A 26,978-nucleotide genomic window follows, 5' to 3' on the forward strand; every position below is an offset into this window, starting at 1 on the left:
CACGACGCACACGCCACCAGCCCCACCACCGCCTTCGCACTCTCCCGCCTCGCCGACCCCGACACCCTCCACCACACCCCCATCGGCGTCCTGCGGAGTGTGGAACGCCCGGTCTACGACACCCTCATGACCGACCAACTCGACACAGCCGTCGAACAACACGGCAAGGGCGACCTCACCACCATGCTCACCGGCAACGACACCTGGACGGTCGTCGGCTGACGCCGCGCCCACCCTCGTCACGAGGCCCGGATCTCCTGGTACGACCTGTTCGGACTAGGGGAGCCGGGCCTCGTCGTACGCCTGGCGGGACGTGAGCACCTGCTCGGTGCGCCGCTCCGTCCAGCGCGCCAGCGCCCACACCTGCTCGGCGGCCTCCTGCCCGAGCGCGGTCAGCGTGTAGTCGACGCGGGGCGGGATCACGGGCTTGGCGTCGCGGTGGACGAAGCCGTCGCGCTCCAGTGTCTGGAGGGTCTGCGCGAGCATCTTCTCGCTGACACCGCCGATCTCGCGCCGCAGTTCGCTGAAGCGGTACGAGCGCTCCAGCAGGGCGGCGAGGACGAGTACGCCCCAGCGGCTGGTCACGTGCTCAAGGATCAGCCGGGAGGGACACATCTGCTGGTTGACGTCGGGACCCTTGCTTACTTCCATGCCAGTACCTTACCTCAAAGTGGGTACTTTCTCAGAGTTAGTGCAGCCCGTAGGGTGAGCGTCAGAGCACGGAACACGCGGCACGTAACGCGCAGCACCCAACACGCGGCACAGAACGCGCGCAACACCCGCACAGCGACCCGCACGAACTGGAGAACCCCTCATGAGCATCGTTGTCACTGGAGCCACCGGACACCTCGGCCGCCTCGTCGTCGAGGCCCTGCTGGCCGCGGATGTCCCGGCCGACGGGATCGCCGCCGTCGTACGGAACAAGGAGAAGGCCGCGGGCCTGGTGGCGAGCGGGGTCGAGCTGCGGGTCGCCGACTACGACGACCCCGAGTCCCTGAAGGGCGCCTTCCGGGCCGGCGACCGGGTGCTGCTGATCTCCGGCAGCGAGGTCGGCAAGCGCGTGCCCCAGCACACCGCCGTCATCGAGGCCGCGAAGGCGGCGGGCGTGGCCCAGCTCGCGTACACCGGCGTCCTCGGCGGACCTGACGCCGACTTCGACCTGGCCGCCGAGCACAAGGTGACCGAGCAGCTGATCCTCGACTCGGGGCTGCCGTACACCTTCCTGCGCCACGGCTGGTACACGGAGAACTACACCGAGAACCTGGCGCCCGTGCTGGAGCACAACGCCGTCGTCGCCGCCGCGGGCGAGGGCCGGCTCTCCGCCGCGAGCCGCGCGGACTACGCCGCCGCCGACGCCGCCGTACTGACCGGCGACGGCCACCTGAACAAGGTGTACGAGCTGAGCGGCGACACGGCGTGGTCCTTCGCCGAGTACGCGGCCGAGCTGTCGCGCCAGACCGGCCGGACCATCGCGTACAACAACGTGCCCGCCGAGGTCATGCTGGGGATCCTGACCGGCGCCGGGCTGCCCGAGCCGTTCGCCGCGATCCTCGTCGACGTGGACAGCGCGATCGAGCGCGGGCTCCTCGTCGGCTCGTCGGGCGACCTGGCCCGGCTCGCGGGCCGGCCGACCACGCCGCTCGCCGACACGGTCGCCGAGGCGCTCAAGGCCTGACGCCCCGCCGCCCCCTCTGTCCTTCCTTCCCTCTCACTTTCCTCCCGCTTTCCCCCTTGGGCGTCATGACCGTATGCCAATACGGACATGACACCGCGCCCGCTCCCCGCTACCTTCTTCAGGGACGTGCGCGGGGCGGGCACGGGGCAGGTGCGGGGCGAGGAGGAGCCAGTGAAGTCGGAGAGCGAGCAGCGGGCGGGACTGCTGTACGGGATCGGCGCCTACGGGATGTGGGGGCTGGTCCCGTTGTTCTGGCCGCTCCTCCAGCCGGCCGGGGCGTTGGAGATCCTCGCCCACCGGATGGTCTGGTCGCTGGCCGTCGTGGCCGTTGCCCTGCTGGCGCTGCGCCGCTGGGCCTGGATACCCGAACTGCTGCGGCAGCCCCGCAAGCTGGGGCTGATCACGGTGGCCGCCGCGACGATCACCGTCAACTGGGGTGTCTACATCTGGGCGGTCAACGCGGGCCAGGTGGTCGAGGCGTCCCTGGGGTACTTCATCAACCCGCTGGTGACCATCGCCATGGGCGTCCTGCTGCTCAAGGAGCGGCTGCGCCCGGCCCAGTGGACAGCGGTCCTCATCGGCTTCGCGGCGGTGGTGGTGCTCGCCGTGGGATCCGGGCGGCCGCCGTGGATCTCGCTGATCCTCGCCTTCTCGTTCGCGACGTACGGCCTGGCCAAGAAGAAGATCAACATCGGCGGCCTGGAGTCGCTGGCGGCGGAGACCGCGGTGCTGTTCCTGCCCGCCCTCGGCTATCTGGTGTGGCTGAGCGCGGCCGGCTCGGCCACCGCCGGCTCGGAGGGGCCCGGTCATTTCGCGCTGCTGGCGTCCACCGGGCTCGTCACCGCGATCCCGCTGATCTGTTTCGGCGCGGCGGCGATCCGCGTACCGCTGTCGACGCTGGGGCTGCTCCAGTACCTGGCGCCGGTCTTCCAGTTCCTGCTGGGCATCTTCTACTTCCACGAGGCGATGCCCGCCGAGCGCTGGGCGGGCTTCTCCCTGGTGTGGCTGGCGCTGACGATCCTGACCTGGGACGCGCTGCGGACGGCCCGCAGGACGCGGGCGGAGGCGGTACGACTGGCCGCGCTCGCCCGGGAGAAGGCGCAGACACCGGCGCCGTCGGTCACCCCGCCGGTCATGCCCCTGACCGCCACCCCGCCGCTCGCTCCGGAGCCGGGGGCAAGGGATGCGGAACGCCGGCTCTGAGTCGCGTGCGTGGCGGGGGCGCTGTCAGACCCCGCGTATATAAGTGAACGCATGACTCTGCACTGGAAACTTGTCGCCGACGCGGCCGATCCGCACGCGCAGGCGGACTTCTGGGCGGCCACCCTCGGGTATCTCGTGGAGGACAACAGCGCGTTGATCGAGGGGCTGCTGGCCCTCGGCCACGCCTCGGAGGCTGACGTCGTGACCGCGCACGGGCGGCGCGCCTGGCGGGACCTGGTCGCCGTCCGCCACCCGGACGACCCCTACGACGAGCGCACCGGCACCGGGCTCGGCCGCCGCATCCTCTTCCAGCGCGTACCGGAACCCAAGACCGGCAAGAACCGCCTCCACCTCGACGTACACACCGCTCCCGGCGAGCGCGACGCGGAGGCCGAGCGCCTGACGGGGCTGGGCGCGACGGCGCTGCGCCGGGTGCGGGAGCCGGGCGGGGAGTGGATCATCATGGCCGATCCGGAGGGCGGGGAATTCTGCGTGCATTAGGCCCGGACCGGACGTGCTGCGCCCGGACCCGACGTGCCGTGCCCGGACCGGACGTGCCGCGCCGTGCCCGGACCCGACCGGACCGGGCACGGAAGGTCGGGTGGGACGGGCCGGGTCCTTCCTAACGTGAGGAAGCGAACAGGAAGGAGGCCGGAGTGCTGGAACGGCTCAACCAGGCCATGGAGCAGATCGAGGACCACCTTGATCAGCGGATCGAGGTGGTCGACCTGGCGCGGATCGCGGTGACGTCGGAGTACCACCTCCGGCGGCTGTTCTCCGCGCTGGCGGGGATGCCCCTCTCGGAGTACATCCGGCGCAGGCGGCTCACGGTCGCCGGTGCCGATGTGCTGGCCGGGGACCCGACGCTGCTGGAGATCGCGGTGCGGTACGGCTACACGTCGGGCGAGGCGTTCGCGCGCGCGTTCCGCGCGATGCACGGCGTCGGCCCCGGCGAGGCCAGGCGCTCCGGTGCGAGCCTGCGATGCCAGCCACGGCTGTCCTTCCGCCTCACCGTCGAAGGGAGCAGCAGCATGCGATACCGGATCGTGGAGAAGAGCGAGTTCCGTGTGGTCGGCAGGAAGATACGCGTCCCCCTGGTGCACAACGGGTTGAACCCGGCCATCGCCGACTTCATCCGGGGCATCGGCAAGGAGACGCTGGACCGTGTGGAGAGCCTGTCCGACCAGGAGCCGAACGGGATCGTAGGGGTGAGCGACAACCTCGACCCGAGCCGGGCGGAGGGCACCGAACTCGACTACTACCACGGGGTGGTGACCGGCGCCGCCACCCCCGAAGACCTGGACGCGCTCACCGTCCCGGCCGGAACGTGGGCCGTCTTCGAGAGCTCCGGCCCGTTTCCGCAGGCGCTCCAGCACCTGTGGCGGGACGTCTTCACCCAGTGGTTCCCCTCCAACCCGTACCGCAGCCGACCGGGCCCCGAGATCCTGAGGACGCGCCTGTCCCAGAACGGAACCCAGGCGGACGCGGAGCTGTGGATCCCGGTGGAACGAACCACGGCCTGAGGGACGGCCTGCCGGGGGGGCACGCTGTGCCGGGGGCGCTGAGGGAGGGCGAAGGTGTCGGGGGGCGTGTCGGGGGGGGCCGTTCGCGGAGTGGGCTTGTCCGGTGGTGTGTTGGTTGCCGTGGGCCCGCGCTCAGGGTGTCCCAGTGCTGGTTGGTGTGCCCGGGCGCGGTGCGTAGGCGGGCATGGGCAGCACCTTGAAGAGGTAGTGTCCGCTGTGGTCAACGGCGCTGAGTGCGAACTCCCCGCCCGCGACGAGCTGGTCCCGGGCCGCTCTCTGTGCTCCGGGGTCGCGGCACCATGAGCGGAGTTCGGCGGGCGCGTCCGGAACCCGGGTTCCCGACGGTACGAGCGTGCCCGCAGGGAGCCACTTGGAACGCGGGTCAGGGTCGAGGCCGTCCGCGATACGCCGAGCCTGACGGCGCAGGAAGGTCAGGGCGAAGTCGGGGGACGTTGACTGCCGGGCGGCGAGGACGACTCGTACCCACGTCCCGTTGACCGGCCCCTCACAGACCACGGTCACGTTGTAGAGACGCGCGGCGCTCATGCCCGCCGCCGGGCCGGAGGCCGCTGCATCCGGTGCAGCTTCGCCAGGGCGCGGAGCTGAGCCCGTTCCCGCACGGTCGCCGGCCGGACCGCGATCAGCGTGGCCTGCCAGGTGTGCCCCGAAGGCCGGACCAGCAATACCACCGGCCCGGCGAAGGAACGGATGATCCCCGGCATGTCCGTTCGCCGGTCGAGCACTGCCATTCCCACACGGAGTTCGACGCCCGGGATCACGCCGCATCTCCCGCCCGGCGGTGCGGGTGCGCCGCGATCTGCCGGGCGCACTCCATCACGGTGACCGCACCGATCCCGCGATGGGCGTTGCCCCGGCGCCTGTCCCACCAGTCGCACACCTCGCAACCGGGCACCGGGGCGAGATCGGCCGGCGGGACTTCTGAGGGCTTCTGCGGCTTGGCGGGCACGCGCTCACCAGACATGACCGTTCCTCTCCGTAGTGAATCCACTACCCAGAGCGGCCAGCGTGGCGTAGAGTCGAAATGTCTTCAACTTGCGTGCATTGTTCAGATAGTTGGGTGCAAAAATGGTGAACCGCAAGGAACTGGATCCCGAAAAATCACCGGCTGCGGCGTTCGGCCAGCGCCTGCGAACGTTACGAGACGAACGCGGCTGGACTCAGGACGAGTTGGCGGAACGGTTAAGGTGCTCCGGGACGCACATTTCAGCCGTTGAAACTGGTCGCCGCCCTCCAACTCCCCGCTTCGCGGCAACCGCCGACCGGGTGTTCGGCACGGGAGACCGGCTTGAACGTCAGAGCCGGGCTGTTCGGTACACGGCGCTTCTGGAGGGGTTCCCGGAGTACGTCACGCACGAGGCAAGAGCGGCGGAGATCAGGCTCTACGAAGTCGGTGTCATCCCAGGGATACTCCAAACACCGGAGTACGCCTCGGCGCTCACCGAACGTACCGTCGAGCGGGGTTCGATCACACCTGAGCAGGGAGAAGAACGAGTCGCGCTCGTGGCGGAGCGACAGACGGCACTCCTTCGTACGCCGTCGCCCCTCGTCTTCGTCGTTCTCGACGAAAGCTGCCTAAGGCGGCCGGTCGGTAACTCCACTACCATGAAGCACCAGTTGGACCGGCTCGTCGAGTTCGCCGCCTTACCGAACAGTGTGCTCCAAGTGGCCCCGTTCAGCATGGGTGATCGACGCCCACTCAGTCTGCCTCTCTACATCCTGACGATGCAGAACCGCTCACTCCTCTCCTACGCGGAGTCCGCCCAACGGGGGCGGCTCGAACGGGAAAGCACCTCCGTGGTTCCTCTGTTGACGGCCTACCATCAATTACAGGCCGAAGCGCTCTCCCAAGCAGCATCCGTTGACATGATTGAGCAGTTACGAAAGGACACCCCGTGACGACCGAATCCCCGCGTTGGTTCAAGTCCTCGTACAGCGAGAACGGCGGCGCCTGCGTGGAAGTCGCCACCAACCTCGCCGTCCCGCACGGCATCGTCCCCCTCCGGGACTCCAAGAACCCCCACGGCCCCACCCTCACCCTCGCCCCCGGCGCATGGGTGGCGTTCGTCGGCGGCGTTCAGCAGGGCGCCTTCCCCACCGCCTGAACGTGGACGCCCTCGATGCCCTCGTCCAGGAACGTGGCCAGGCCCTCGCCCTCGGCGTGGACGGCCTCTTCTTCCGGGGCCGTGAGGGGGCGCAGCGGGCTGACCCGGAGTCGGTGGTTCCGTACGGTCCAGGTCGCGGTGACGCGTCCGTCGACCAGGACCGTACGGTGGCCCGCCACGGACAGGCCGAGGTGAGGGGTGTCGATGATGCGGCCGCGGTCGTGGTAGCCGAGGATGGCGTTGTCGAAGGCCGGGAGGAAGCGGACCGGGGCCGGGGTGTCCGGGTCGGGGCGGGGTGCGTCGGGCAGGTCGAGCAGTTCGCGCCCGCGTTCGTCGCGGAAGACGACGAGTTCGTCCCGGGCCCGGGCGGCCTTGACGGCCGCGGGAAGGCCGGCGAGGCCGCACCAGGCGCGGAGGTCCGCGCCGGCCGCCGGTCCGTAAGCGGCGAGGTAGCGGCGTAGCAACTGCTGCCCGACAGGATCGGCGGCGTCGGCGGGCAGGGGGGCGATGTCCCGTTCCAGCCAGGTGGCCATCGGCAGGTTGCGTACGCCGGAGCTCTGCTGCCACAGGCCCCGGGGCGGGAGTTGGACCATCGGGATGAGGGCCGCGACGAGCAGTTCGCCCAGGGCCCGGCGTGGTGGGCCGGGCCAGCGGTCTTCGAGGGCCCGTACGAGTTCGCTCATGGTGCGGGGCCGCTGGTCGGCCATGACCGCGCGGCCGGCGGCGGCGACCTCGTCCACATCGATGCCGGTCAGCTCGCGGCGGTAGGTGCCGAGGACCCGCCCGCGCAGCATGGTGTCGTGACGGTCCCGCCAGGCGAGCGCGTCGACGGCGGTGACGAGGTGGACGGTGCGGCGCATCAGGTGGGTGCGCACCACGGTGCGGCCGGTCAACGCGTCGTCCAGTTGCCCGGGTTCGAAGCCGGACAGGCGGGACCACAGCCCGGTGAAGGGTTCCTGGGGCTCCTGCGCCTGGAGGCCGCACAGGTGGGCCACCGCTTCCGGCACGGAGGAGTCGGCGCGCGTGAGCAGGTGCTGGCGGGCGAGGGTGGCGCGGTTGAGGGCCCGGGTGTCGAGAACGGTCATGATGACGCTTTCTCCCAGGGGGATCAGCCGTTGTACGGAGCGGTGACGTCCAGGACCCAGGTGACACCGAAGCGGTCGGTGAGCATGCCGTACAGCGGCGCCCACTGCGCGGGCTCCAGCGGGCGCACGACGGTCGCGCCCTCGGCCAGCTTGCCCCACAGGGCGCTGATCTCCTCGGCGTCGTCGGCCCGCACGGAGACGAAGAACGGGTTCTCGCCCTGGTTCCAGGGCAGTGACGAGGGCACGTCGTACGCCATGACGTGGAAGCCATGGTCGCCGGCCACCTCGCCCCACATCACCCAGTCCGCCTCGCTCTCGTTCTGGACGGCGCCCGCGTCCCGGTAGGTGATGGCGACGGTCCGTCCGCCGAAGACGGACCGGTAGAAGTCCAGCGCCTCACGCGCGGCGCCCCGGAAGTTCAGGTGAGTGGTGGTCGTGACGGACATGGGCTGCTCCTTGCCTCGGTGCGGTGATGGCGCCGCCGACCGTCCAAAGCTGCGGTTGCGACGGCGGCGGCTGCCGCGACCGGGAGCGCTGCCTCCCGAGCGGCTACGTACGCCACGATGGCAGGGGTAGCGGACAGGTTGTGTCCTCTACTGCCGGAAGAATGGGTGCCATGAACAAGACGTCCTCCCGGCTGCTCATGCTGCTCTCGCTGCTCCAGACGCACCGTGACTGGTCCGGCGAGGATCTCGCCGGGCGTCTCGCCATCACCTCGCGCACCGTGCGCCGTGACATCGACCGCCTGCGCGATCTCGGCTACCCGATCACCACCGTCAAGGGGCCGGCCGGCGGCTACCGCCTGGAGGCCGGCACGCATCTGCCGCCCATGCTGTTCGACGACGGGCAGGCCGTCGCCCTGGCCGTCGCGCTGCAGACCGTGGCCACCAGCACCACTGGCACCGCCGGCGCCACCGGCACTGTCGGCGCCACCGGCACTGTCGGCACCAGCGTCGCCGAGGACGCCGCCCGCGCTCTGGCCACCCTCCGCCAGGTCATGCCGCCCCGGCTCCGTCACCGCATCGACCTGCTGCGGGTGACCGCCGTTCGACCGCCCGCCGCCGACGACACCTCCCAGGTCGACGCCCAGGTCCTGATGGAGCTGAGCCGTGTCATCCACGCCCGCGAGGAGCTGCGCTTCGACTACGCCGCGGGGCCGAGCGCCGAGGCCGGCGCACCGCGCCGCGTACACCCCCACCACCTGGTCACCTGGCGTCATCGCTGGTATCTCGTGGCATGGGACCTCCACCGCGAGGACTGGCGCACCTTCCGCGTGGACCGCATCCGGCCCCGGACACCCACCGGCCCCCGCTTCACCCCGCGCGAGCTTCCCGGCGGTGATGTCTCCACCTTCGTCACCAGCCGATTCCGCGGCAACGACGGCACCACCACCGACTGGCCCTGCCGGGGCGAGGTCATCCTCCACCTGCCGGCCGCCGAGGTCGTGCCCTTCGCCCAGGACGGGATCGTCGAGGAACTCGGCCCCCGGCGCTGCCGGCTCACCCTCGGCTCCTGGTCATGGAGCGGGCTCGCCGCCGCCATCGGCCGCTTCGACGCCGATGTCGACGTCGTCGGCCCGCCCCAACTGGCCGCGGCATGCGCGGACCTCGCCGCCCGTTACGCCCGTGCCGCACGCATGAGTTCGGCCGGATGACCCCGACGGGTGTGTCCGTTCAGCGAACACTTCTGACCGGTCTTCGCTCTTGACGGGGAGTCAAGCTCTCCCCCACCATTCAGCACGCACTGCGCATCAACAGCTCCCACAGCTCCAGCACGCTCCAGCGCCCCACGTCACCGATGCCGTGGGGCGTCCCGCACGTTCCGTCCTCGTTTCTCATCCCGTTCGGAATCCGGAGCCCCCACATGAAGCTCTCCGTTCCTGGAATGCGCCGCTCGACCAGCTCCGCGGCCGGTCGAATACCCGCCCGCAGAACGACCGCCGCGGCAACGGCCGCGGCCACCGGGCTGGCCCTCGTCGGGCTGCTCGGTGCCGCCGCGCCCGCCCAGTCGGCACAGGCGCCGGCCGCCGCGCCCGCCTCGGCCGCCGTGCTCGCAGCGCCGGACATCCCCCTCGCCAACGTCAAGGCGCACCTCACCCAGCTCTCGTCGATCGCCGCCGCCAACGGTGGCAACCGCGCCCACGGCCGCGCCGGCTATCTCGCCTCGCTGAACTACGTGAAGGGCAAGCTGGACGCCGCCGGGTTCACCACCTCCGTGCAGCAGTTCACCTCCGGCGGCGCCACCGGCTACAACCTGATCGCCGACTGGCCGGGCGGCAACGCCAACCAGGTGATCATGGCCGGCTCGCACCTCGACTCCGTCACCGCGGGCGCCGGGATGAACGACAACGGCTCCGGCTCGGCCGCGATACTGGAGACCGCGCTCGCCGTCTCCCGTGCCCAGCTGAAGCCGACGAAGCACCTCCGGTTCGCCTGGTGGGGCGCGGAGGAACTGGGGCTCGTCGGGTCGCGGTACTACGTGAACAACCTGCCGAGCACCGAGCGCGCGAAGATCAACGGCTATCTGAACTTCGACATGATCGGCAGCCCGAACCCGGGCTACTTCGTCTACGACGACGACCCGACGATCGAGCAGACCTTCAAGAACTACTACGCGGGCCTCGGCATCGCCACGGAGATCGAGACCGAGGGCGACGGTCGCTCCGACCACGCCCCGTTCAAGAACGTGGGCATCCCGGTCGGCGGCCTCTTCAGCGGCGCCGACTACATCAAGACCGCCGCGCAGGCACAGAAGTGGGGCGGCACCTCGGGCCGCGCCTTCGACACCTGCTACCACCGCTCGTGCGACTCCCTGTCGAACATCAACGACACCGCGCTCGACCGCAACAGCGACGCCGTCGCCTACGCGGTCTGGACGCTCTCGGGCGCCGCGTAGCCACCCGCCGCACCTCCGCGCCCCGCCGCGCCCTCCACGTCGCGGCTCGTCTCTCCCGTACGCCGCCGCAGGTACGCGCGTACGGGAGAGGCCTCCCGGGGCCTGGCGGCCGGGGCCCGGGCGCCCGGCGGCCTCAGGTCGTGATGTCCCGCGTCGTGAGGCGCGCCCACGCGGCCGAGCCGAACACCGCCGCGTACAGCGCTTGGAGCCCCAGGTTCTCGGTGACGCCGTCCCACAGGACGGGCTCGCGCAGCAGGTCCGCGAAGGACAGCCAGTGGTGCGAGAAGAGGTACGGCTGTACGGCGTGGAGCTGCGGGATCGCGTCCAGGATCTGCACCGTGATCAGCAGCCCGACCGTCGCCGCCATCGCCGCGATCCCGCTGTTGGTCAGGGTCGATATGAAGAGCCCGAGCGCCGCGAACCCGATCAGCGAGGCGGCCACGACCAGGGCGATCAGCCCGGCCCGCGCCACCCCGTCGCCGAAGGAGATCCGGACGCCGGAGATCGTGGTGACGTCACCGAGCGGGAAGAGCAGTGCGCCCACGGCGAGCGCGGACCCGGCCACGACCACCGTGGCGACCAGGCAGAACGCCAGGGTGGAGGCGTACTTGACCAGCAGCAGCCGGGTACGCCCGGCCGGCGCGACCAGCAGATAGCGCAGCGTCCCGCCGTTGGCCTCGCCCGCTATCGCGTCGCCGGCTATGACGCCGACCGCCATCGGGAGGAAGACCGGCAGCGTCGCGGCGAGCGCGGCGAAGACCAGGAAGAGCCCGTTGTTGGTGACCTGCCCGACGAAGGCGGGGCCGTGGCCGCCACCGCCCCCTCCGCCGCCCGTCTCGATCTTCACCGCGATGCCGATGAGGGCGGGGACGGCGGCGAGCACCCCGAGCAGGGCGAGGGTCCGCCAGCGCCGGAAGGTGACCGTCAGCTCGGAGCGGAGCAGCCCGAACGTCCACAGCAGCCGTCGCCCCCGGACCTCGGCACCCGGCGCCCCGGCCGCACCGCCCGGGCCGGGCCCCGGCTCCGGCCCCCGACTCGACTCCGGCCCCGGACCGACACCCGCACCCGCACCCGCACCCGCGTCCACATCAGCCCGCGACATCGAAGCCCTCCCCCGTCAGCGCGACAAAGGCGTCCTCCAGCGAGACGCGCTCCTGGCCGAAGGCGCGTACCCGCACCCCCGCGCCGACCAGCGCGGCGTTCAGATCGGCGGGGTCCACGGGCTCCGCCTCGCCCGTAGGAAGCTCACCCGTGACCCGGTCGCCCGTCACCACCACGTCCGTGACCCCGTGCTCCTTCAGCACCCGGGCCGCCTCGCCCGGGTCGGGGGTCGTGACGGCGAGTCTGCCCCGGGTCCCGGCGGCCAGCTCGGCGACCGTTCCCTGGGTGATCAGCTTCCCCTGGGTCATCACGGCGACATGGCTGCAGACCTGCTCGATCTCGTCGAGGAGGTGCGAGGAGAGGAAGACCGTCGTGCCGTCCGCGGCCAGCTCCCGCACCAGCGTCCTGATCTCCCGCATGCCCTGCGGGTCCAGCCCGTTGGTCGGCTCGTCCAGCACCAGCAGGGCGCGCGGCCGCAGCAGCGCCGAGGCCAGCCCGAGCCGCTGCTTCATCCCGAGGGAGTACGCCTTCGCCCTCTTGCCCGCCGCCGCCGTCAGCCCGACCCGCTCCAGCGCGGCGGTCACGCGGGCGGCGCGGGTCCGGGGATCGGCCGTCGGGTCGGCGGAGTCGTACCGGACGAGATTGTCCCGGCCGCTCAGGTGCCCGTACAGCGCGGGCCCCTCGATCAACGCCCCCACCTGGGGCAGCACCGTGCGCGAGGCGCGGGGCATCCGGTGGCCGAGGAGCGTGGCCGAGCCGGCCGTGGGCTCGATCAGGCCCATCAGCATCCGGATCGTGGTGGTCTTTCCCGAGCCGTTGGGCCCGAGGAAGCCGAAGACGCTGCCGGCGGGCACCGTCAGGTCGAGATGGTCGACGGCGAGCTGACCGCCGCGGTAACGCTTGGTCAGGCCGCGCGTCTCGATGACCGTCGCGGGCACCGGAACCGCTGTCATCCCCGTCCCCCTCCCTTTCTCCCGGCAGGCCCTTCTTCCGGCGAGCCTTCTCCCGGCCGGTGGCGCACCGTGGTGCCCTCCCGCACCGTGGCACCCTCCCGAGAACGGACCGGCCCCGGTCAGCGTTCCGCCCCGCCGCGCGGTTCACGCGGCGGGGCGGTCCACTACGGCGTCACTTGGCCTGGTCGGCCGCCTTGACCAGCGCGTCCTTGGTGACCGCGCCGACGTACACCTTGCCGTCGTCGGTCATCAGCGCGTTGACGATACGGGTCTCGAAGACCGTCCCCGAGCCGAACTTCCCGGTGACCTTGTCGCCGAGCGCGTCCATGAACTGCTGTGCCTGCGCCTCCGAACCGGAGCCGGCGGGGCCGCCCTTCGCGTCCTCGCCCGCGCCACCGTCGGCTGACGTCAGCACGTACACCGCGTTCCAGCCCTCGCCGATGACCTTGGCGTCGCCGGAGCCGCCGCCGAGCGCGCCCAGCTCACCGAGGGCGCCGGGCGCACCGGGCAGCCCCTTGTCCGCCCCGTGGGAGGCGTCCGCGCCGTCCGCCTCGCCGACGTCGCCCTGCTCCGTCACCTTCGCGCCCTTGGGCGGCGTGAAGTCGAAGGTCCCGGCGGCGGGCTTGGCGAAGTCGACCTTCGTGAAGCCGACGTCGACCACGGCCTTGCCGCCGCTGCTCGGCGCCAGCGTGAACTTGAGCGGCGTGCCCGTCTTCGCGTCCACCGCGATCGTGATGGAGCCGACCGTGGAGCCGCTCTGCTTGGGCTTGATCACCAGCTGGTACGCGTCCCGGTCGGCCACCCGCGCGGTCCCGCCGACGGTCACCGAGGTGGTGTCACCCGCGGCCTTCAGCGCCTGCTCGGCGAAGTCCTTGGGGGTGGCCGGGACGCCCTCCGGCGCTCCCTTGTCCTTGTCCGCGGAACCGTGGCCGCCCTTCGCGGCGCCCTTGCCGTGCTGCGCGTCCTCCGGCGCGGTGGCGTGGTAGGCGGCGTTGGAGCCGCTGTCGTACGCCCACACCTCGCCGCCGTTGTGGATCAGGCTGTACTCGGCGGTGTCGTCGAGGATCGACAGCCGCTGCTTGTCGGGGCCGTCCGTCGCCACCCGCAGGGTGTGCGAGCCGGTGGCCAGCTCCGTCAGCCTGGTGCCCGGGTCGGCCGTGTCCGAGCCGCCGGCCTGGTCCATGGCGTCGGGGGCGAACGAGCCCGCCAGGTCGCTCAGCTTGTCCAGACCCGGGATCCCGAGATCCGTGGTGATCTTCACCGTGCCGGAGAGCTGCTCCGTGTCCGACGCGGCGATCTTCTCGATGAGCTGCTGCGCGCTGATCTTCGGCAGTTCCGGATCACCGGTCGCGGCGAGCGCCGGGACGAGTCCGATGGTCGCCGCGGCCACCCCCGCCACTGCGACGGGGAGCGCGTAACGTGCCGCCTTGCGGCGGAGGGCGCCGGGCTCCCTGTCCTCCTCGGTCGCCGGTGCGCTGTCGTTCGGTGCCATGTGTGCCCTACCTCCGTGGTCGGCGGCCATCCGTCCGTTGCACTTGTCCACCCCTCGCCGCCATTCTCACCCGAATTGGTCAGGAGTGGTGTTGTCCATATGACCAAATCGGGGCCGCCGAAGCGTCAGACCCGGGGCGCAACTTCCCGTACTGCTCTGGGATGACATACGGATGAGATGCCTCGCCCCATCCCCTACGGGACAGTGCTGCGTTAGAGGGACAGCTGAGCCGGGCGAGTGACCACGCCCGGCCCGCACAGGCCCCGGAGAAGTGCCCGGCCGTCACCCGGCCCGGTGACCTGTCGTCACCCGGCCCGATGACCCGCCGTCACCCGGCCCGGTGGACCACCGCGTCGCAGAGCTCCAGCAGCGCCGACTTCGCGTAGCACTCCGGCAGCGGGGCCAGCGTCCCGCGCGCGTCCTCCGCGTACCGCACCGTGTCCCGTCGTGCCTGCTCCAGCGCCGGATGGGCGCGCAGCAGCCGCAGGGCCTCGGCGAGGCGCTCGTCGTCCGCCAGATCGCCGTCCAGCAACTCGACCAGGGCCAGGTCCTCGGGCCTGCCGTGCTCCTGCGCCTGGGCGCGCAGCAGCAGCACCGGGAGCGTCGGGATGCCCTCGCGCAGATCCGTGCCGGGCGTCTTGCCGGACTCGTGGGAGTCGCTGGCGATGTCGAGGAAGTCGTCGGCGAGCTGGAAGGCGATGCCGAGCCGCTCCCCGTACTGGGTGAGGATGTCGACCACCGTCTCGTCGGCGCCGGACATCATCGCGCCGAAGCGCCCCGCCACCGCGATCAGCGAGCCCGTCTTGCCGCCGATGACGTCGAGGTAGTGGCTGACCGGGTCGCTGCCCTCGCGCGGGCCCGCGGTCTCCAGGATCTGGCCCGTCACCAGCCGTTCGAACGCCTCCGCCTGGATACGGACGGCCTCCGGGCCCAGATCCGCCAGGATGTGTGACGCGCGGGAGAAGAGGAAGTCACCCGTGAGGACGGCGACCGAGTTGTCCCACCGGGCGTTCGCGCTCTCCACACCGCGGCGGACCTCGGCCTCGTCCATCACGTCGTCGTGGTAGAGCGTCGCCAGATGCGTCAGCTCGACGACGACGGCCGCCGGGACGACCCCGGGCGCGTACGGATCCCCGAATTGTGACGCGAGCATGACCAGCAATGGCCGGAATCGTTTGCCGCCGGCCCGCACGAGGTGCTGCGCGGCCTCCGTGATGAACGGCACCTCGCTCTTGGTGGCTTCGAGCAGTCCGGCCTCGACGGCCGCCAATCCGGTCTGGACATCGGCCTCAAGAGCCTGGTCCCGCACGCTCAGCCCGAACGGCCCCACGACGGTCACGAGAGGTACTCCTGTCTGCTGACGATCACACGGATTGTCGATGCGTCGCTGCCATCACTCAAGTCAGCGTATCCGGTCGCCTTTCGATCACCATGGGCGCCTTCCCGGCTTCGCCGGTATGTTCGGGATCGACCTTTCGATCAGGAGTGGGCCTTTTGTCCGGAACGGCTGCCGACCCCGAAGTGAACGACGAGCAACCCCCTCCCCGCGACGACCGGGCCTTCCTCGGCCACCCGCGCGGGCTGGGGACCCTCTCGGGACTGGAGGTCTGGGAGCGCTTCTCGTTCCTCGGCATGCAGGCGATCCTCGTCCTCTACTTCGTCGCCACCGTCCACGACGGGGGCCTGGGGATGGCGCCCGGCGCCGCCGCCTCCGTCTCCGCGGCGTACGGGACCCTCGTCTACCTGCTCTCCGTGGCCGGCGGCTGGCTCGCCGACCGCATCCTGGGCTCGTACCGCGCGGTCCTGTGGGGCGGCGTGCTGATCGCCGTCGGCCACTACGCCATGGCGGTGCCCACGGCCGCCATGACCTGGGTGGGGCTCGGCCTGATCAGCGCGGGTACGGGGCTGCTCAAGCCGAACGTCTCCGCCATGGTCGGCAAGCTCTACCGTACGGAGGACGAGCGCAGGGACGCCGGTTTCGCCCTCTACTACATGGCCATCAACATCGGCGCCTTCCTCGGTCCGCTCGTCACCGGATGGCTCGGCGAGCACGTGAGCTGGCACTGGGCGTTCTCCGCCGCCGCCGTCGGGATGACCCTCGGGCTGATCCAGTACGTGGCGGGCAGACGCCATCTCGCGGGGCGCAAACATGCCGCCGAGTTCGCGCTGGCCCCTGCCGCGATGCGCCGTGCCGGGCGCCTGATGACCGTGGGCGCGGTGGTGACAGCCCTGGTCGCCGTGGCGCTCGCACTGGCCGGCCGGCTCACCATCGCCCGCTTCGCCGACATCCTCACCGTGATCTCGGTGGTCTCCCCCGTCGTCTACTTCGCGGTGATGTTCCGCAGCCCGCGCGTGACAACGGAGGAACGCGGCCGGCTCCGCCCCTATGTGGTGCTGTTCCTGGCGTCAGTGTTCTTCAACTTCATCCTCTTCCAGGCGTACTCGACGATGATCCTGCTGGCCTCGACCAATGCGGACACCTCGATCCTCGGCTTCCACTTCCCGGCGGGCTGGTACGCCTCCGCGCTCGGCGCCTTCGAGGTCGTGCTCGCGCCGGTCGTCGCCGCCGTCTGGGTACGGATGGGCCCGCGCCAGCCGCACGCCTCCAACAAGATCGCGATCGGGGTGATCCTCGGCGGCCTCTCCTTCCTGCTGATGGTCCTGCCGACGTCCGGGCACAGCGGCGGCGACTACCGGATGGCCGCGTGGTGGATCGTCGCCTCGTACCTGCTGCTCGGCCTCGGCGACATCCTCGTGGAGACCTCCGGGCTCTCCGCCTCCACCAAGCTCGCGCCGAGGGCGTTCGCGAGCCAGACCATGGCGCTCTGGTTCCTCTCCCTGGCACTCGCCAACGGCATCCAGGCCCAGACCGTGAAGCTGTACGGGCAGGTCTCGCAGCCCGCGTACTTCGGCGTCAACGGGGCGATCGCGGTGCTGGCCGGTCTCGCCGTCGTCGCGGCGGCGCCCTGGCTGCGGCGCACGATGTACCCCGTCCACTGAGCCGGCCGGGGCCGACGGGTCCGCCCGGCCCGCCGGGTCGACCGGAACCGCCGAATCCGCAGCGTCCGCCGCGTCCCCACCGACCCGCACTCCCCGTCCCCCCGTCCGACCTCCCCGAGGTGATCGGCATGTCCCCCACCATCCGCACCGACTTCCCGTACGAGACGGCCCACGAGGACGTACGGATCCCCCTCGCCGACGGCACCCGGCTCTACGCGCGCGTCTGGCGCCCCGTCGCCGGCCCGCCCGTCCCCGCGCTGCTCGAATACCTCCCGTACCGGCTCACCGACTGGACGGCGCCCCGCGACCACCAGCGCCACCCCTGGTACGCGGGCCACGGCTACGCCTCCGTACGCGTCGACGTGCGCGGCCACGGCAACAGCGAGGGGCTGCCGGGCGACGAGTACGACGCGACCGAACTGGCCGACGGCGTCGAGGTGATCCACTGGCTCGCCGCGCAGCCCTGGTGCACCGGGAAGGTGGGCATGTTCGGCATCTCCTGGGGCGGCTTCAACGCGCTCCAGCTCGCCGCCCTCGCCCCCGAACCGCTGAAGGCGATCGTCACCGTCTGCTCCTCCGACGACCGGTACGACAACGACGTCCACTACATGGGCGGTTCGGTCCTCGCCGTCGACATGCACGCCTGGGCGGCGACGATGCTCGCCTTCACCGCCCGGCCGCCGGACCCGGCGTACGCGGGGAGCGCGTGGCGGGAGATGTGGCTGCGGCGCCTCGACGCCATCGAACCGTTCCTGCACACCTGGCTGGACCACCAGACCCGCGACGCGTACTGGAAGCACGGCAGCGTCCGCGAGGAGTACGGCGCGATCCGGGCCGCCGTGCTGGCCGTCGGCGGCTGGCACGACCCGTACCGGGACACCGTGCTGCGGCTGGTCGAACACCTCGCCCCCGGGCGGGTCCGCGGGCTGATCGGGCCCTGGTCGCACCAGTACCCGGACCGGGGGCTGCCGCCGGGGCCCGCCATCGGCTTCCTCCAGGAGACCCTGCGCTGGTGGGACCAGCACCTCAAGGGCCGGGAGACGGGGGTGATGGCCGAGCCGCTGCTGCGCTCCTGGATCAGCGGCTCGCACCCGCCCGCGACGGTCTACGCGGAGCTGCCGGGGCGCTGGGTCGGCGACGGCGCGTGGCCCTCCCCGAACGTGACGCCGACGCCGTACGCCCTCCAGGGGGAACCGGTCGTCGTCGACTCGCCCCAGCACACCGGGGTGGACGCGGGCCGCTTCTTTCCGTTCGGCAATGACGCGGACCTGCCGCCCGACCAGCGCGAGGAGGACGCCCGGTCGGCCTGCTTCGACTTCCGGGTGGCGGACGACGGAGCCGGCGGCGCGGCCGGCATCGAGATCCTCGGCCGCCCCCGCGTCCGGCTGCGGCTCCGGATGGACGCCCCGGCCGGCCAGGCGATCGCCCGGCTGTGCGACGTCGCGCCGGACGGCTCCGCCACGCTGGTCACGCGCGGCGTCCTCAACCTCTCGGCCAGGAACGGCCGCGACCGGATCGACCCGTGGCCCGAGGGGGCGACGGAGGACGTCACCTTCGAGCTGAACGGCATCGGCCACGCCTTCCCGCCCGGCCACCGCATCCGGCTCGCGGTCTCCTCCGCGTACTGGCCGTGGATCTGGCCGCAGGCCCGGTCCGCGGGCTTCACCCTCGACCCGGCGGGCAGCTCGCTCGAACTCCCCGTCCGGGCGCCCGCCAAGGCGGACGAGGGGACGGTCTCCTTCGAACCGCCGGAGCAGGCCGAGCCGCTGGGTGTCTCCTTCCCCGCCACGCTCGACGAGGAGCCCCCCGAGCGGCTGGTGGTACGGGACGTCGCGTAGGGCGTCTGGCGGCTGGAGGTCGACCCGCGCTACGGCGGCTCCCGCTTCTACCCGGACGGGCTGGAGTTCGCCGAGGAAGCCCGGGAGACGTACACGATCCAGGAGCGCGACCCCCTGTCGGCGCAGGCGCTCTCGCAGTGGACGATCCGGCTGCACCGGCCGGACCTCGCCTGGGACACCCGGGTCGACACGCGCTCCGAGATCCGCTGCGACGCGGACGACTTCATCGCCACCGACGAGCTGATCTGCCACGAGGGCGACGAGGTGGTCCACCACCGGACCTGGGAGCGGCGGATCCCGCGTACGGCGGGCTGAGCCCCGGGCACGCCCCCAACCCCGTCCCCTACCCGGGCCTTTCAGGTCAATGCGGGCTTTTTATTACTGCCGCCGCCGGGCAACACCGACGTAACGTGTCCCGTATCGATCCGGAAAGCGAGGCAGCACCGATGCCCGAGCAGAGCCCGCTCGAAACGGCCGAGGGCGATCCCTTCGGTCCGCACAACCTGCCGTACGGCGTCTTCTCGACCGCCGACGAGCCCGACCGCCGACGGGTCGGGGTACGCATCGGCGATCATGTGCTCGACGCGGGGGCGGCGGCGCTGGCGCTGGGCTCCCCGTACGCGGCGCTGCTGGCCAGGCCCAGTCTCAACCCGCTGATGGCGGCCGGGCGCACGGCGTGGCGCGATGTCCGCCGGGCGCTCACCGCGTGGGTCACGGTCCCCGCGCACCGCCCCGACATAGAGCCCCTGCTCCACCCGCTGGGCGCCGTCACCCTGCATCTGCCGTACGAGGTCGCGGACTACGTCGACTTCTACGCGAGCGAGCACCACGCCACGAACGTGGGCCGCATCTTCCGCCCCGACGGCGAGGCGCTGACCCCCAACTGGAAGCACCTCCCGATCGGTTACCACGGCCGGTCCGGCACGATCGTCGTCTCCGGTACGGAGGTGACGCGCCCGGCGGGCCAGCGCAAGGCGCCCGCCGATCCCGCTCCGGTCTTCGGGCCCTCCGTGAAGCTGGACATCGAGGCGGAGGTCGCCTTCGTCGTCGGGGTGCCGTCCCGGCAGGGCTCCCCGGTGGAGCTGGCGTCCTTCCGCGACCATGTCTTCGGGCTCTCGCTCCTCAACGACTGGTCGGCGCGGGACCTCCAGGCGTGGGAGTACGTCCCGCTCGGGCCGTTCCTGGGCAAGTCCTTCGCCACGTCCGTCTCGGCGTGGGTGACGCCGCTGGAGGCCCTGGACGCGGCCAGGGTGGCGCCCCCGGCCCGCTCGGTTCCCGTACTCCCCTATCTGGACGACGCGGAGGACGAGGAGCCCGGCGGGTTCGATCTGCGGATCTCGGTGGCGCTCAACGGAGAGGTGATCTCCGAGCCGCCGTTCTCCACGATGTACTGGACCGCCGCCCAGCAGCTCGCCCACCTCACGGTCAACGGCGCCTCCCTGCGCACGGGGGACGTCTTCGCGTCGGGCACGGTCAGCGGGCCCGTGCGCGAGCAGCGCGGCTGTCTGCTGGAGCTGACGTGGAACGGTACGGAGCCGGTCGAACTCCCCGGTGGCAAGCGCGCCTTCCTGGAGGACGGCGACGAGGTGACCCTGACCGCCTGGGCCCCGGGCCCCGACGGCACGAAGGTCGGCCTGGGCGAGGTACGGGGCAGGATCGCCGCCGGGTGAGCCCGCGGCGGCTCCTGAGGGGGCCGGTGGCCCCGGAGAAGCACCACGGCCGGGCGCGGCGCCTCCCCCGAGGAGGCGCCGCGCCCGGCCGTACGTACGCCGTGCGCGCCCGGTGCGGCGCTACCGCACGAAGCCTCCCGCCTGGCTCGCCAGGTCGAGGAAGTACTGCGGGGCGACGCCCAGGACCACGGTGACCAGGACGCCCACCCCGATGGCCGTCATCGTGAGCGGCGACGGCACGGCGACCGTGGGGCCCTCCGGCTTCGGCTCGCTGAAGAACATCAGCACGATGACCCGGATGTAGAAGAACGCCGCGATGGCCGAGGCGATCACACCGATCACCACCAGCGTGCCCGCGCCGCCCTGGGCCGCCGCCTTGAAGACGGCGAACTTCCCGGAGAAGCCCGAGGTCAGCGGGATACCCGCGAAGGCGAGCAGGAAGACCGCGAAGACCGCCGCCACCAGGGGCGAACGCCGGCCGAGCCCCGCCCACTTGGAGAGGTGCGTGGCCTCGCCGCCCGCGTCACGGACCAGGGTGACGACCGCGAACGCGCCGATCGTCACGAAGGAGTACGCCGCGAGGTAGAAGAGGACGGACGAGATCCCCTCGCTGTTCCCCGCGATCACCCCGGCCAGGATGAACCCGGCGTGCGCGATCGAGGAGTAGGCGAGCAGCCGCTTGATGTCGGTCTGGGTGATGGCGACGATCGCGCCCCCCAGCATCGTGATGATGACGACGCCCCACATCACCGGCCGCCAGTCCCACTTCAGGCCCGGCAGGACCACGTACAGCAGCCGCAGCAGCGCGCCGAACGCGGCGACCTTCGTCGCGGCCGCCATGAAGCCGGTGACCGGGGTGGGCGCGCCCTGGTAGACGTCGGGGGTCCACATGTGGAACGGGACGGCGCCGACCTTGAAGAGCAGCCCCATCAGGACCATCGCGCCACCGATGAGCAGCAGCGCGTCGTTGCCCATGGTGTCCGCGAGGGCGGGGGTCACGCTCTGGACCGTGCCGTCGACGACCTCCGCGATCCGCGCGTACGAGACGGAGCCCGCGTACCCGTAGAGCAGGGCGACGCCGAAGAGCAGGAACGCGGACGAGAAGGCGCCCAGCAGGAAGTACTTGACCGCGGCTTCCTGCGACATCAGCCGCTTGCGGCGGGCCAGGGCGCACAGGAGGTAGAGCGGGAGGGAGAAGACCTCCAGCGCGATGAAGAGCGTCAGCAGGTCGTTGGCGGCCGGGAAGACCAGCATGCCGGCGACCGCGAACATCAGCAGCGGGAACACCTCGGTGGTGGTGAACCCGGCCTTCACCGCGGCCTTCTCGCTGTCGCTCCCCGGTACGGCGGCGGCCTGCGCGACGAAGGAGTCGACCCGGTTGCCGTGTGTCTCCGGGTCGAGTCTGCGCTCGGCGAAGGTGAAGACGGCGACGATCGACGCCAGCAGGATCGTGCCCTGGAGGAAGAGCGTCGGGCCGTCGACGGCGATGGCACCCATCGCCGCGATGTGCTTCTTCGTCGTGCCGTACCCGCCCGCCGCGAGCCCGACCACCGCCGCGAAGGACGCGGCCAGGGCGACGACGGAGAGGAAGAGCTGGGTGTGGTAGCGCGCCTTGCGGGGGACGAACGCCTCCGCAAGGATGCCGAGGACCGCGGCGGCCACCACGATCAGCACGGGTGAGAGCTGCGCGTACTCGATCTTCGGGGCCGGGATCTTGGCGATTCCGTCGGCCGCCGTCGTTGTCCACAGGCTGTGGACGGCGTTCGCGCTCATGGAGCGGCCTCCACCTCGGGCTTGGGATCGGTCTGCTGTACGTCGGACATCGTGTGCTCCACCGCCGGGTTGACGATCTCGGTCAGCGGCTTCGGGTAGACGCCCAGGAAGAGGAGGAGCGCGATCAGCGGGGTGACGACCACCAGCTCCCGCAATCGCAGATCCGGCATCGTCCTGACCTCGGTCTTCACCGGGCCCGTCATCGTGCGCTGGTAGAGGACCAGGACGTAGAGCGCGGCGAGCACGATGCCGAGGGTGGCGATGATGCCGATCACCGGATAGCGGCTGAACGTGCCGACCAGGACGAGGAACTCACTGACGAACGGGGAGAGCCCCGGCAGCGAGAGGGTGGCGAGCCCGCCGATCAGGAACGTCCCGGCGAGGATCGGGGCGACCTTCTGGACCCCGCCGTAGTCCGCGATGAGCCGGGAGCCGCGCCGCGAGATCAGGAAGCCGGCCACCAGCATCAGGGCGGCCGTCGAGATCCCGTGGTTGACCATGTAGAGCGTGGCGCCCGACTGGCCCTGGCTGGTCATGGCGAAGATGCCCATGATGATGAAGCCGAAGTGCGAGATCGACGCGTAGGCGATCAGTCGCTTCATGTCGCGCTGGCCGACCGCGAGCAGCGCCCCGTAGATGATGCTGATGAGCGCCAGCACGAGGATCGCGGGGGTGGCCCACTTGGAGGCCTCCGGGAAGAGCTGGAGGCAGAAGCGGAGCATCGCGAAGGTGCCGACCTTGTCGACGACCGCGGTGATCAGTACGGCGACGGGCGCGGTGGCCTCCCCCATGGCGTTGGGCAGCCAGGTGTGCAGCGGCCACAGCGGGGCCTTCACCGCGAAGGCGAAGAAGAAGCCGAGGAAGAGCAGGCGCTCCGTGTTGGTCGCCATGGTGAGGCTGCCGTCGGCGCGGGCGGCCGCGATCTCGGAGAGCGAGAAGCTGCCCGCGACGACGTAGAGGCCGATGACGGCGGCCAGCATGATCAGCCCGCCGACCAGGTTGTAGAGGAGGAACTTGACGGCCGCGTACGAGCGCTGGGTCGCCGCCGCGTCGTCGCCGCCCGCATGGGCGCGGTCGCCGAAGCCGCCGATGAGGAAGTACATCGGGATGAGCATGGCTTCGAAGAGGATGTAGAAGAGGAAGACGTCGGTGGCCTCGAAGGAGAGGATCACCATCGCCTCGACCATCAGGATCAGCGCGAAGAAGCCCTGGGTCGGCCGCCAGCGGCGGTTCGGGTTGACGTCTTCGAGCGGGTCGGCGTCGTGCCAGCCCGCCAGGATCACGAACGGGACGAGCAGCGCGGTGAGCGCGAGGAGCGACACCCCGATGCCGTCCACGCCCAGTTCGTACCGCACCCCGAAGTCCGCGATCCAGGCGTGGGATTCGGTGAGTTGGTAGCGGGCGCCGCCGGGCTCGAAGCGGACCAGCACCACGGCGGCCAGCGCGAGCGTGCCGAGCGAGAAGAGCAGCGCCAGCCACTTGGCGGCGGTGCGCCGGGCCGCCGGGACGGCCGCCGTGGCGATCGCCCCGATCGCGGGCAGCACCGCCGTCGCCGTCAGAAGGGGGAACGACATATCCGGTTACACCGCCCTCATCAGCAGGGTCGCGGCGATGAGCACTGCCGTACCTCCGAACATCGAGACCGCATAGGTGCGGGCATAGCCGTTCTGCAGCTTGCGCAGCCGTCCTGAGAGCCCGCCGAACGACGCCGCGGTGCCGTTGACCACCCCGTCGACCAGGGTGTGGTCGACGTACACGAGGGAGCGGGTGAGGTGTTCGCCGCCGCGGACCAGGACCACGTGGTTGAAGTCGTCCTGGAGGAGGTCGCGGCGGGCCGCGCGGGTGGCGAGCGAGCCGCGCGGTGCGACCACCGGGACGGGAGCGCGGCCGTACATGAACCAGGCGACGGCGACGCCGATGACCAGGACGACCACCGTGGCGGCGGTGACGGCGCCCGCGCTGATCGGCGCGTGTCCGTGGTCGTAACCGGTGACGGGCTCCAGCCAGTTCAGGAAGCGGTCGCCGATGGCGAAGAACCCGCCGATGAAGACCGAGCCGAACGCCAGGATGATCATGGGGATGGTCATGGACTTCGGGGACTCGTGCGGATGGGGTTCGTTCCCGTCCGCGTCCGGCTGCCAGCGCTTCTCGCCGAAGAAGGTCATCAGCATCACGCGCGTCATGTAGAACGCGGTGATCGCGGCGCCCAGCAGGGTGACGGCGCCGAGGATCCAGCCCTCCGTGCCGCCCTTGGCGAAGGCCGCCTCGATGATCCTGTCCTTGGAGAAGAAGCCGGAGAGGCCGGGGAACCCGATGATGGCGAGGTAGCCGAGGCCGAAGGTGACGAAGGTGACGGGCATGTACTTCCGCAGGCCGCCGTACTTCCGCATGTCGACCTCGTCGTTCATGCCGTGCATGACCGAACCGGCGCCGAGGAAGAGCCCCGCCTTGAAGAAGCCGTGCGTCACCAGGTGCATGATCGCGAAGACGTAGCCGATCGGGCCGAGGCCCGCCGCCAGGATCATGTAGCCGATCTGCGACATCGTCGAACCCGCGAGGGCCTTCTTGATGTCGTCCTTCGCGCAACCGACGATCGCACCGAAGAGGAGCGTCACCGCGCCGACCACCACGACCGTCAGCTGGGCGTCCGGGGCCAGATTGAAGATGGCGGAGGAGCGGGTGATCAGGTAGACGCCCGCGGTGACCATCGTCGCCGCGTGGATCAGGGCCGAGACCGGGGTCGGGCCCTCCATCGCGTCGCCCAGCCAGGACTGGAGCGGCACCTGGGCCGACTTGCCGCAGGCGGCCAGCAGCAGCATCAGGGCGATCGCCGTCAGCTTGCCCTCGGTCGCGTCATCGGCGGTGGCGAAGACCGGGCCGAAGGCGAACGTGCCGAACGTCGTGAACATCAGCATGATCGCGATCGACAGGCCCATGTCGCCGACGCGGTTGACGAGGAAGGCCTTCTTCGCCGCCGTCGCCGCGCTCGGCTTGTGCTGCCAGAACCCGATGAGCAGGTACGAGGCGAGGCCCACGCCCTCCCAGCCGACGTACAGCAGCAGGTAGTTGTCCGCGAGGACCAGCAGCAGCATCGCCGCCAGGAAGAGGTTCAGGTAGCCGAAGAAGCGGCGCCGCCGCTCGTCGTGCTCCATGTACCCGATCGAGTAGATGTGGATCAGCGTGCCCACGCCGGTGATCAGCAGGACGAAGGTCATCGACAACTGGTCGAGCTGGAAGGCGACATCCGCCTGGAAGCCCTCGACGGGGATCCAGGAGAACAGGTACTGGTGCAGGGAGCGGTCCTCGGCGCTCCTGCCGAGCATGTCGCCGAAGAGGACCAGGCCGATCACGAAGGACGCGGCGGCCAGCACCGTACCGAGCCAGTGGCCCGCGCGGTCGAGCCGGCGGCCGCCGCAGAGCAGGACCGCCGCTCCGAGCAAGGGCGCCGCGATGAGCAGCGAAATCAAGTTCTCCACGATTCAGCGACCCCTCAGAGCTTCATCAGGCTGGCGTCGTCGACCGAGGCCGAGTGGCGGGAACGGAACAGCGACACGATGATCGCGAGCCCGACCACGACCTCCGCGGCGGCGACGACCATCGTGAAGAACGCGATGATCTGGCCGTCGAGATTGCCGTGCATCCGGGAGAAGGCGACGAACGCGAGGTTGCAGGCGTTGAGCATCAGCTCGACGCACATGAAGACCACGATCGCGTTCCGCCGGATGAGTACACCGGCGGCGCCGATGGTGAACAGCACCGAGGCGAGATAGAGGTAGTAGACAGGGTTCATCGCTTGACCTCCTTGTCGGCGCGGTCGTGATCGGCGCGACCGGAGTCCACCCGGCCGGATTCCGTGCGGCCCAGCCGCTCCGACGAGCGCTGCTCCAGCGCCTTCAGGTCCGCGATGGCCTCGTCCGACACATCACGGATCTGGCCACGGTCCTTGAGCGTCCTGCTGACCGTCAGATCCGACGGGGTGCCGTCCGGCAGCAGGCCCGCGATGTCCACCGCGTTGTGCCGGGCGTACACACCGGGGGCGGGCAGCGGCGGCAACTGGCCGCTGCGGACCCGCGCCTCGGCCAGCTCCCGCTGGGTCTTGGCCCGCTCGGTGCGCTCCCGGTGGGTGAGCACCATCGCGCCGACCGCCGCGGTGATCAGCAGCGCGCCGGTGATCTCGAAGGCGAAGACGTACTTCGTGAAGATCAGGGCGGCCAGGCCCTCGATGTTGCCGCCCGCGTTGGCCTGCCCGAGCCCCGTGAAGGAACTCAGCGAGGCCTGGCCGATCCCGGTGATGAGCAGCACACCGAAGCCGAGCCCGCAGGCGGCGGCCCACCAGCGCTGGCCCCTCAGCGTCTCCTTCAGGGAGTCGGCCGCGGTGACACCGACCAGCATGACCACGAAGAGGAACAGCATCATGATCGCGCCGGTGTAGACGACGATCTGGACGACGCCCAGGAAATACGCGCCGTTGGCGAGGTAGAAGACCGCCAGGACGATCATGGTGGCGGCGAGGCACAGCGCGCTGTGCACGGCCTTCTTCATCAGGATCGTGCAGAGCGCGCCGATCACCGCGACCGTACCGAGGATCCAGAACTGGACGGCCTCGCCGGTCGAGGTGACGGACCCGGCGGCGAGCGCCGGCGTCAG

General features: G+C 71.0%; 25 protein-coding genes and 2 pseudogenes. 12 read left to right on the forward strand and 15 right to left on the reverse strand.

What is annotated here, in order from left to right; translation table 11 throughout:
• A pseudogene (locus AB0P17_RS26200) lies at positions 1 to 222 on the forward strand (2-oxoacid:ferredoxin oxidoreductase subunit beta); the annotation flags it as partial.
• A gap of 54 nt (positions 223 to 276) precedes the next feature.
• On the opposite strand, the gene AB0P17_RS26205 reads toward AB0P17_RS26200, so the two are convergent.
• Positions 277 to 651, reverse strand: a complete 375-nt coding sequence (locus AB0P17_RS26205; protein ID WP_365814374.1) for a helix-turn-helix domain-containing protein — start codon at positions 649 to 651, stop codon at positions 277 to 279.
• A 163-nt stretch (positions 652 to 814) separates the two neighbouring features.
• Here AB0P17_RS26205 and AB0P17_RS26210 point away from each other — a divergent pair, with 163 nt between their 5' ends.
• The 4 genes from AB0P17_RS26210 (at position 815) to AB0P17_RS26225 (ending at position 4,401) form a co-directional block, all read left to right on the forward strand.
• Positions 815 to 1,675, forward strand: coding sequence for an SDR family oxidoreductase (locus AB0P17_RS26210; protein WP_365814375.1), 861 nt, complete (start codon positions 815 to 817; stop codon positions 1,673 to 1,675).
• 171 nt (positions 1,676 to 1,846) lie between these two features.
• Complete coding sequence (gene rarD, locus AB0P17_RS26215) at positions 1,847 to 2,878, forward strand: EamA family transporter RarD (protein ID WP_365814457.1); 1,032 nt, start codon at positions 1,847 to 1,849, stop codon at positions 2,876 to 2,878.
• Between the two features lie 51 nt (positions 2,879 to 2,929).
• Positions 2,930 to 3,379 (forward strand): VOC family protein, encoded by a 450-nt coding sequence (locus AB0P17_RS26220; RefSeq protein ID WP_365814376.1) that lies wholly within the window; start codon positions 2,930 to 2,932, stop codon positions 3,377 to 3,379.
• Between the two features lie 155 nt (positions 3,380 to 3,534).
• Positions 3,535 to 4,401, forward strand: coding sequence for an AraC family transcriptional regulator (locus AB0P17_RS26225; protein WP_365814377.1), 867 nt, complete (start codon positions 3,535 to 3,537; stop codon positions 4,399 to 4,401).
• Between the two features lie 132 nt (positions 4,402 to 4,533).
• Here AB0P17_RS26225 and AB0P17_RS26230 read toward each other — a convergent pair whose 3' ends face one another.
• From AB0P17_RS26230 to AB0P17_RS26240, 3 genes are read right to left on the reverse strand one after another with little or no spacing between them, the layout of a single operon-like run.
• On the reverse strand, positions 4,534 to 4,947 hold the full coding sequence (locus AB0P17_RS26230) for a hypothetical protein (RefSeq protein WP_365814378.1): 414 nt from the start codon (positions 4,945 to 4,947) through the stop codon (positions 4,534 to 4,536).
• Positions 4,944 to 5,150: a hypothetical protein gene (locus AB0P17_RS26235; RefSeq protein WP_365814379.1), complete on the reverse strand. Its 207-nt coding sequence runs from the start codon at positions 5,148 to 5,150 to the stop codon at positions 4,944 to 4,946. Before AB0P17_RS26235 ends, AB0P17_RS26230 begins: the two co-directional genes overlap by 4 nt.
• A gap of 26 nt (positions 5,151 to 5,176) precedes the next feature.
• Entirely contained in the window at positions 5,177 to 5,383 is a 207-nt protein-coding gene (locus AB0P17_RS26240; RefSeq protein WP_365814380.1) for a hypothetical protein, read from the reverse strand.
• Positions 5,384 to 5,487: 104 nt separating this feature from the next.
• Here AB0P17_RS26240 and AB0P17_RS26245 point away from each other — a divergent pair, with 104 nt between their 5' ends.
• Together AB0P17_RS26245 and AB0P17_RS26250 are read left to right on the forward strand one after the other, a co-directional pair.
• Positions 5,488 to 6,318, forward strand: a complete 831-nt coding sequence (locus AB0P17_RS26245; protein WP_365814381.1) for a helix-turn-helix transcriptional regulator — start codon at positions 5,488 to 5,490, stop codon at positions 6,316 to 6,318.
• Positions 6,315 to 6,524: a DUF397 domain-containing protein gene (locus tag AB0P17_RS26250; protein ID WP_365814382.1), complete on the forward strand. Its 210-nt coding sequence runs from the start codon at positions 6,315 to 6,317 to the stop codon at positions 6,522 to 6,524. The genes AB0P17_RS26245 and AB0P17_RS26250 overlap by 4 nt, the downstream gene beginning before the upstream one ends.
• Here AB0P17_RS26250 and AB0P17_RS26255 read toward each other — a convergent pair.
• Together AB0P17_RS26255 and AB0P17_RS26260 are read right to left on the reverse strand one after the other, a co-directional pair.
• Entirely contained in the window at positions 6,497 to 7,609 is a 1,113-nt protein-coding gene (locus AB0P17_RS26255) for a winged helix DNA-binding domain-containing protein (RefSeq protein WP_365814383.1), read from the reverse strand. The genes AB0P17_RS26250 and AB0P17_RS26255 overlap by 28 nt on opposite strands.
• Positions 7,610 to 7,632: 23 nt before the next feature.
• Positions 7,633 to 8,055 (reverse strand): VOC family protein, encoded by a 423-nt coding sequence (locus AB0P17_RS26260; protein ID WP_365814384.1) that lies wholly within the window; start codon positions 8,053 to 8,055, stop codon positions 7,633 to 7,635.
• A 170-nt stretch (positions 8,056 to 8,225) separates the two neighbouring features.
• Between AB0P17_RS26260 and AB0P17_RS26265 the strand changes: the two genes are divergently transcribed.
• Both AB0P17_RS26265 and AB0P17_RS26270 read left to right on the forward strand, forming a co-directional pair.
• Positions 8,226 to 9,263, forward strand: coding sequence for a WYL domain-containing protein (locus tag AB0P17_RS26265; protein ID WP_365814385.1), 1,038 nt, complete (start codon positions 8,226 to 8,228; stop codon positions 9,261 to 9,263).
• 209 nt (positions 9,264 to 9,472) lie between these two features.
• Positions 9,473 to 10,504, forward strand: coding sequence for a M28 family metallopeptidase (locus AB0P17_RS26270; RefSeq protein ID WP_365814386.1), 1,032 nt, complete (start codon positions 9,473 to 9,475; stop codon positions 10,502 to 10,504).
• Between the two features lie 133 nt (positions 10,505 to 10,637).
• On the opposite strand, the gene AB0P17_RS26275 is transcribed toward AB0P17_RS26270, so the two are convergent.
• The 4 genes from AB0P17_RS26275 to AB0P17_RS26290 form a co-directional block, all read right to left on the reverse strand.
• A complete protein-coding gene (locus AB0P17_RS26275) occupies positions 10,638 to 11,606 on the reverse strand; it encodes an ABC transporter permease (RefSeq protein ID WP_365814387.1) in 969 nt (322 codons plus the stop codon).
• Positions 11,593 to 12,558, reverse strand: a complete 966-nt coding sequence (locus AB0P17_RS26280) for an ABC transporter ATP-binding protein (protein WP_365814388.1) — start codon at positions 12,556 to 12,558, stop codon at positions 11,593 to 11,595. Before AB0P17_RS26280 ends, AB0P17_RS26275 begins: the two co-directional genes overlap by 14 nt.
• 172 nt (positions 12,559 to 12,730) lie before the next feature.
• Positions 12,731 to 14,050: a DUF2092 domain-containing protein gene (locus tag AB0P17_RS26285; protein WP_365814389.1), complete on the reverse strand. Its 1,320-nt coding sequence runs from the start codon at positions 14,048 to 14,050 to the stop codon at positions 12,731 to 12,733.
• A gap of 328 nt (positions 14,051 to 14,378) precedes the next feature.
• On the reverse strand, positions 14,379 to 15,389 hold the full coding sequence (locus AB0P17_RS26290; protein ID WP_365814390.1) for a polyprenyl synthetase family protein: 1,011 nt from the start codon (positions 15,387 to 15,389) through the stop codon (positions 14,379 to 14,381).
• A gap of 155 nt (positions 15,390 to 15,544) precedes the next feature.
• On the opposite strand from AB0P17_RS26290, the gene AB0P17_RS26295 reads away from it, so the two are divergent.
• From AB0P17_RS26295 to fahA, 3 genes and pseudogenes are all read left to right on the forward strand, one after another.
• Entirely contained in the window at positions 15,545 to 17,050 is a 1,506-nt protein-coding gene (locus AB0P17_RS26295; RefSeq protein WP_365814391.1) for a peptide MFS transporter, read from the forward strand.
• 128 nt (positions 17,051 to 17,178) lie between these two features.
• Positions 17,179 to 19,203, forward strand: a pseudogene (locus AB0P17_RS26300) (CocE/NonD family hydrolase).
• Between the two features lie 131 nt (positions 19,204 to 19,334).
• Positions 19,335 to 20,558 (forward strand): fumarylacetoacetase, encoded by a 1,224-nt coding sequence (gene fahA, locus AB0P17_RS26305; RefSeq protein WP_365814392.1) that lies wholly within the window; start codon positions 19,335 to 19,337, stop codon positions 20,556 to 20,558.
• A gap of 120 nt (positions 20,559 to 20,678) precedes the next feature.
• On the opposite strand, the gene nuoN is transcribed toward fahA, so the two are convergent.
• The 5 genes from nuoN to AB0P17_RS26330 are packed head-to-tail and all read right to left on the reverse strand — an operon-like array spanning position 20,679 to position 26,978.
• Complete coding sequence (gene nuoN / locus AB0P17_RS26310; RefSeq protein ID WP_365814393.1) at positions 20,679 to 22,331, reverse strand: NADH-quinone oxidoreductase subunit NuoN; 1,653 nt, start codon at positions 22,329 to 22,331, stop codon at positions 20,679 to 20,681.
• The gene (locus AB0P17_RS26315; RefSeq protein WP_365814394.1) at positions 22,328 to 23,905 is read right to left on the reverse strand and encodes an NADH-quinone oxidoreductase subunit M; all 1,578 of its coding nucleotides are present in this window, start codon (positions 23,903 to 23,905) and stop codon (positions 22,328 to 22,330) included. The genes nuoN and AB0P17_RS26315 overlap by 4 nt, the downstream gene beginning before the upstream one ends.
• 6 nt (positions 23,906 to 23,911) lie before the next feature.
• Positions 23,912 to 25,807 (reverse strand): NADH-quinone oxidoreductase subunit L, encoded by a 1,896-nt coding sequence (gene nuoL / locus AB0P17_RS26320; RefSeq protein WP_365814395.1) that lies wholly within the window; start codon positions 25,805 to 25,807, stop codon positions 23,912 to 23,914.
• Between the two features lie 14 nt (positions 25,808 to 25,821).
• Positions 25,822 to 26,121 carry an NADH-quinone oxidoreductase subunit NuoK gene (gene nuoK / locus AB0P17_RS26325; protein WP_365814396.1) on the reverse strand — a complete coding sequence of 100 codons (300 nt, stop codon included), beginning with the start codon at positions 26,119 to 26,121 and terminating at the stop codon, positions 25,822 to 25,824.
• On the reverse strand, positions 26,118 to 26,978 hold the full coding sequence (locus AB0P17_RS26330) for an NADH-quinone oxidoreductase subunit J (protein WP_365814458.1): 861 nt from the start codon (positions 26,976 to 26,978) through the stop codon (positions 26,118 to 26,120). Before AB0P17_RS26330 ends, nuoK begins: the two co-directional genes overlap by 4 nt.

This window comes from Streptomyces sp. NPDC088124 (genome assembly GCF_040685895.1).
Taxonomy (GTDB): domain Bacteria; phylum Actinomycetota; class Actinomycetes; order Streptomycetales; family Streptomycetaceae; genus Streptomyces.

What these genes read in the sequence shown, in the direction of transcription:
- AB0P17_RS26205 (WP_365814374.1), bottom strand. Translation starts at nt 651, where the DNA reads ATGGAAGTAAGCAAGGGTCCCGACGTCAACCAGCAGATGTGTCCCTCC.
- AB0P17_RS26210 (WP_365814375.1), top strand. Translation starts at nt 815, where the DNA reads ATGAGCATCGTTGTCACTGGAGCCACCGGACACCTCGGCCGCCTCGTC.
- AB0P17_RS26220 (WP_365814376.1), top strand. Translation starts at nt 2,930, where the DNA reads ATGACTCTGCACTGGAAACTTGTCGCCGACGCGGCCGATCCGCACGCG.
- AB0P17_RS26230 (WP_365814378.1), bottom strand. Translation starts at nt 4,947, where the DNA reads ATGAGCGCCGCGCGTCTCTACAACGTGACCGTGGTCTGTGAGGGGCCG.
- AB0P17_RS26235 (WP_365814379.1), bottom strand. Translation starts at nt 5,150, where the DNA reads ATGGCAGTGCTCGACCGGCGAACGGACATGCCGGGGATCATCCGTTCC.
- AB0P17_RS26240 (WP_365814380.1), bottom strand. Translation starts at nt 5,383, where the DNA reads ATGTCTGGTGAGCGCGTGCCCGCCAAGCCGCAGAAGCCCTCAGAAGTC.
- AB0P17_RS26245 (WP_365814381.1), top strand. Translation starts at nt 5,488, where the DNA reads ATGGTGAACCGCAAGGAACTGGATCCCGAAAAATCACCGGCTGCGGCG.
- AB0P17_RS26255 (WP_365814383.1), bottom strand. Translation starts at nt 7,609, where the DNA reads ATGACCGTTCTCGACACCCGGGCCCTCAACCGCGCCACCCTCGCCCGC.
- AB0P17_RS26260 (WP_365814384.1), bottom strand. Translation starts at nt 8,055, where the DNA reads ATGTCCGTCACGACCACCACTCACCTGAACTTCCGGGGCGCCGCGCGT.
- AB0P17_RS26265 (WP_365814385.1), top strand. Translation starts at nt 8,226, where the DNA reads ATGAACAAGACGTCCTCCCGGCTGCTCATGCTGCTCTCGCTGCTCCAG.
- AB0P17_RS26270 (WP_365814386.1), top strand. Translation starts at nt 9,473, where the DNA reads ATGAAGCTCTCCGTTCCTGGAATGCGCCGCTCGACCAGCTCCGCGGCC.
- AB0P17_RS26275 (WP_365814387.1), bottom strand. Translation starts at nt 11,606, where the DNA reads ATGTCGCGGGCTGATGTGGACGCGGGTGCGGGTGCGGGTGCGGGTGTC.
- AB0P17_RS26280 (WP_365814388.1), bottom strand. Translation starts at nt 12,558, where the DNA reads ATGACAGCGGTTCCGGTGCCCGCGACGGTCATCGAGACGCGCGGCCTG.
- AB0P17_RS26285 (WP_365814389.1), bottom strand. Translation starts at nt 14,050, where the DNA reads ATGGCACCGAACGACAGCGCACCGGCGACCGAGGAGGACAGGGAGCCC.
- fahA (WP_365814392.1), top strand. Translation starts at nt 19,335, where the DNA reads ATGCCCGAGCAGAGCCCGCTCGAAACGGCCGAGGGCGATCCCTTCGGT.
- nuoN (WP_365814393.1), bottom strand. Translation starts at nt 22,331, where the DNA reads ATGAGCGCGAACGCCGTCCACAGCCTGTGGACAACGACGGCGGCCGAC.
- AB0P17_RS26315 (WP_365814394.1), bottom strand. Translation starts at nt 23,905, where the DNA reads ATGTCGTTCCCCCTTCTGACGGCGACGGCGGTGCTGCCCGCGATCGGG.
- nuoK (WP_365814396.1), bottom strand. Translation starts at nt 26,121, where the DNA reads ATGAACCCTGTCTACTACCTCTATCTCGCCTCGGTGCTGTTCACCATC.